Raw genomic sequence first — 251 nt, 5'->3', positions numbered from 1 at the left:
CCACACGGCCGCCTGGCCCGTGCCGGGTGAGCGCGCTGGTGATCCCGCGGTGCTCACCGCGACTAGCGCGGCACTGATCGGAATCCGCCGGGCGAAGACGGAGGCGAAAGCTTCGCAGAAGACGCCCGTGGCGCGCGCCGTCGTGGCGGCCCCCGCTGAGGTGCGCGCCGCCCTCGCCGGTGCCGCGGCCGACCTCGCGGCCGTGGGCCGCATCGATGACCTGCAGTTCGTCGATGGCGCGGACCTCGCCG

At 75.7% G+C, this 251-nt stretch carries 1 protein-coding gene; it reads left to right on the top strand.

Translation table 11 applies throughout. From position 1 onward, the window contains the following. The coding region (locus ACM0OP_RS24475; protein ID WP_414530994.1) for a hypothetical protein at positions 1 to 251 on the top strand (251 nt) is incomplete at both ends.

Source organism: Nodularia chucula CCY0103, assembly GCF_963923915.1.
Taxonomy (GTDB): domain Bacteria; phylum Cyanobacteriota; class Cyanobacteriia; order Cyanobacteriales; family Nostocaceae; genus Nodularia; species Nodularia chucula.
This window is presented reverse-complemented; position numbering and strand designations above follow the sequence as displayed.